The 2,500-nt window shown below is 53.1% G+C and carries 1 tRNA gene and 2 rRNA genes (1 of these 3 cut by a window edge); all 3 read left to right on the top strand.

Going from position 1 to position 2,500, the window contains the following annotated elements:
- Nucleotides 1-2,057: ribosomal RNA gene (locus U5A82_RS00015) — 23S ribosomal RNA — on the top strand (it extends 738 nt beyond the left edge of the window).
- A gap of 145 nt (nucleotides 2,058-2,202) precedes the next feature.
- Nucleotides 2,203-2,317, top strand: a 5S ribosomal RNA gene (gene rrf / locus U5A82_RS00010).
- Nucleotides 2,318-2,407: 90 nt separating this feature from the next.
- Nucleotides 2,408-2,484, top strand: a tRNA-Met gene (locus tag U5A82_RS00005).
- The last annotated feature ends 16 nt before the right edge of the window (nucleotides 2,485-2,500 follow it).

The raw sequence follows: 2,500 nt of genomic DNA, 5'->3' as shown, positions 1-2,500 counted from the left end.
GAAGGTGCGGTAACACGCACTGGAGGACCGAACCGTTCAATGTTGAAAAATTGTCGGATGAGTTGTGCTTAGGGGTGAAAGGCCAATCAAGCCGGGAAATAGCTGGTTCTCCGCGAAATCTATTGAGGTAGAGCGTCGGATGATTGCCGTTGGGGGTAGAGCACTGGATGGTTGCGGGGGTCGCGAGATCTACCAATACTAACCAAACTCCGAATACCAACGAGTTTAGTCCGGCAGACAGACGGCGGGTGCTAAGGTCCGTCGTCAAAAGGGAAACAGCCCTAACCTACAGCTAAGGTCCCCAAGTCATCACTAAGTGGGAAAGCATGTGGGATTTCCAAAACAACCAGGAGGTTGGCTTAGAAGCAGCCATCCTTTAAAGAAAGCGTAACAGCTCACTGGTCTAAATAAGAGATCCTGCGGCGAAGATGTAACGGGGCTAAAGTGATGCACCGAAGCTTAGGGTTCAGTCTTTGACTGAGCGGTAGCGGAGCGTTCCGTAGGCCGTTGAAGCGGGAGGGTAACCGACCGTGGAGGTATCGGAAGTGCGAATGCAGACATGAGTAGCGATTAACAGTGTGAGATGCACTGTCGCCGAAATTCCAAGGGTTCCTGCTTAAAGCTAATCTGAGCAGGGTAAGCCGGCCCCTAAGACGAGCCCGAAGGGGGTAGTCGATGGGAACCACGTTAATATTCGTGGGCCTGGAGGTGTGTGACGGATGGCGTAAATGGTCTGGGCTTATTGGATTGCTCCAGGCTGTGAAGTTGTCCCAGGAAATAGCCCCTCCGTATAGACCGTACCCTAAACCGACACAGGTGGAATGGTAGAGTATACCAAGGCGTTTGAGAGAAGTATCCTGAAGGAACTCGGCAAATTGCCTCCGTACCTTCGGAAGAAGGAGGCCCCATATATGCGCAAGCACTTATGGGGGGCACAGGCCAGGGGGTAGCGACTGTTTAGCAAAAACACAGGGCTCTGCTAAGTCGGCTTCAAGACGACGTATAGGGCCTGACGCCTGCCCGGTGCCTGAAGGTTAAGAGGAGGAGTGCAAGCTCTGAATTGAAGCCCAGGTAAACGGCGGCCGTAACTATAACGGTCCTAAGGTAGCGAAATTCCTTGTCGGGTAAGTTCCGACCTGCACGAATGGCGTAACGACTTCCCCACTGTCTCCAGGATATGCTCAGCGAAATTGAATTCTCCGTGAAGATGCGGAGTACCCGCGGTTAGACGGAAAGACCCCGTGCACCTTTACTGCAACTTCAGAGTGGCATTAGGAAAGAGCTGTGTAGCATAGGTGGGAGGCTTTGAAGCATCGACGCCAGTTGATGTGGAGCCATAGGTGAAATACCACCCTGCTGTTTTCTGATGTCTAACCTCGCACCGTTATCCGGTGCAGGGACCCTCTGTGGTGGGTAGTTTGACTGGGGCGGTCGCCTCCTAAAGAGTAACGGAGGCGCGCGATGGTGGGCTCAGGACGGTTGGAAACCGTCTGTTAGAGTGCAATGGCATAAGCCCGCCTGACTGCGAGACTGACAAGTCGAGCAGAGACGAAAGTCGGTCATAGTGATCCGGTGGTCCCTCGTGGAAGGGCCATCGCTCAACGGATAAAAGGTACGCCGGGGATAACAGGCTGATGATTCCCAAGAGCTCATATCGACGGAATCGTTTGGCACCTCGATGTCGGCTCATCACATCCTGGGGCTGGAGCAGGTCCCAAGGGTTTGGCTGTTCGCCAATTAAAGTGGTACGTGAGCTGGGTTCAGAACGTCGCGAGACAGTTTGGTCCCTATCTGCCGTGGGCGTCGAAATTTGAGAGGAGTTGACCCTAGTACGAGAGGACCGGGTTGAACATACCTCTGGTGTACCTGTCGTCACGCCAGTGGCGCAGCAGGGTAGCTATGTATGGACGGGATAACCGCTGAAAGCATCTAAGCGGGAAGCCTCCCTCAAGATAAGATTTCACAGGACCGTGGAAGACCACCACGTTGATAGATCGGATGTGGAAGTGCGGTAACGCATGAAGCTAACCGATACTAATTGTCCTATTCGCGCTTAAGAGTCCCACCATCAACGACAATGCTGGTCATACAGCAGCGCTCGACGATCGTAGGTTGTTAAGCCAGCCCAGATATATGCTTACAAACACACACAAAACGTGCACGGTATCGATTATAACCCCCTTATATGCGCCCGCTTCATTGCTTGGTGACCATAGCGTCTGTGACCCACCCGATCCCATCCCGAACTCGGCCGTGAAACCAGTCTGCGCCGATGGTACTATTGCTCAAGCACTGGAAGAGTAGGGCGTCGCCAGGCATTGCAGCGCGCGCATATATCGGAAAACATAAAACCCATTCACAGTCAAAAAAAGGGCGACCCAAAAGGTCGCCCTTTTACCGTTGGTGACGCGGGATGGAGCAGCCCGGTAGCTCGTCAGGCTCATAACCTGAAGGTCGTAGGTTCAAATCCTACTCCCGCAACCAACTGAAACTACATTTA

The organism is Sphingobium sp. CR2-8 (assembly GCF_035818615.1).
Taxonomy (GTDB): Bacteria; Pseudomonadota; Alphaproteobacteria; order Sphingomonadales; family Sphingomonadaceae; genus Sphingobium.
Note: the sequence above shows the minus strand (reverse complement) of the source record. Positions and strands in the feature narration are given on the sequence as shown.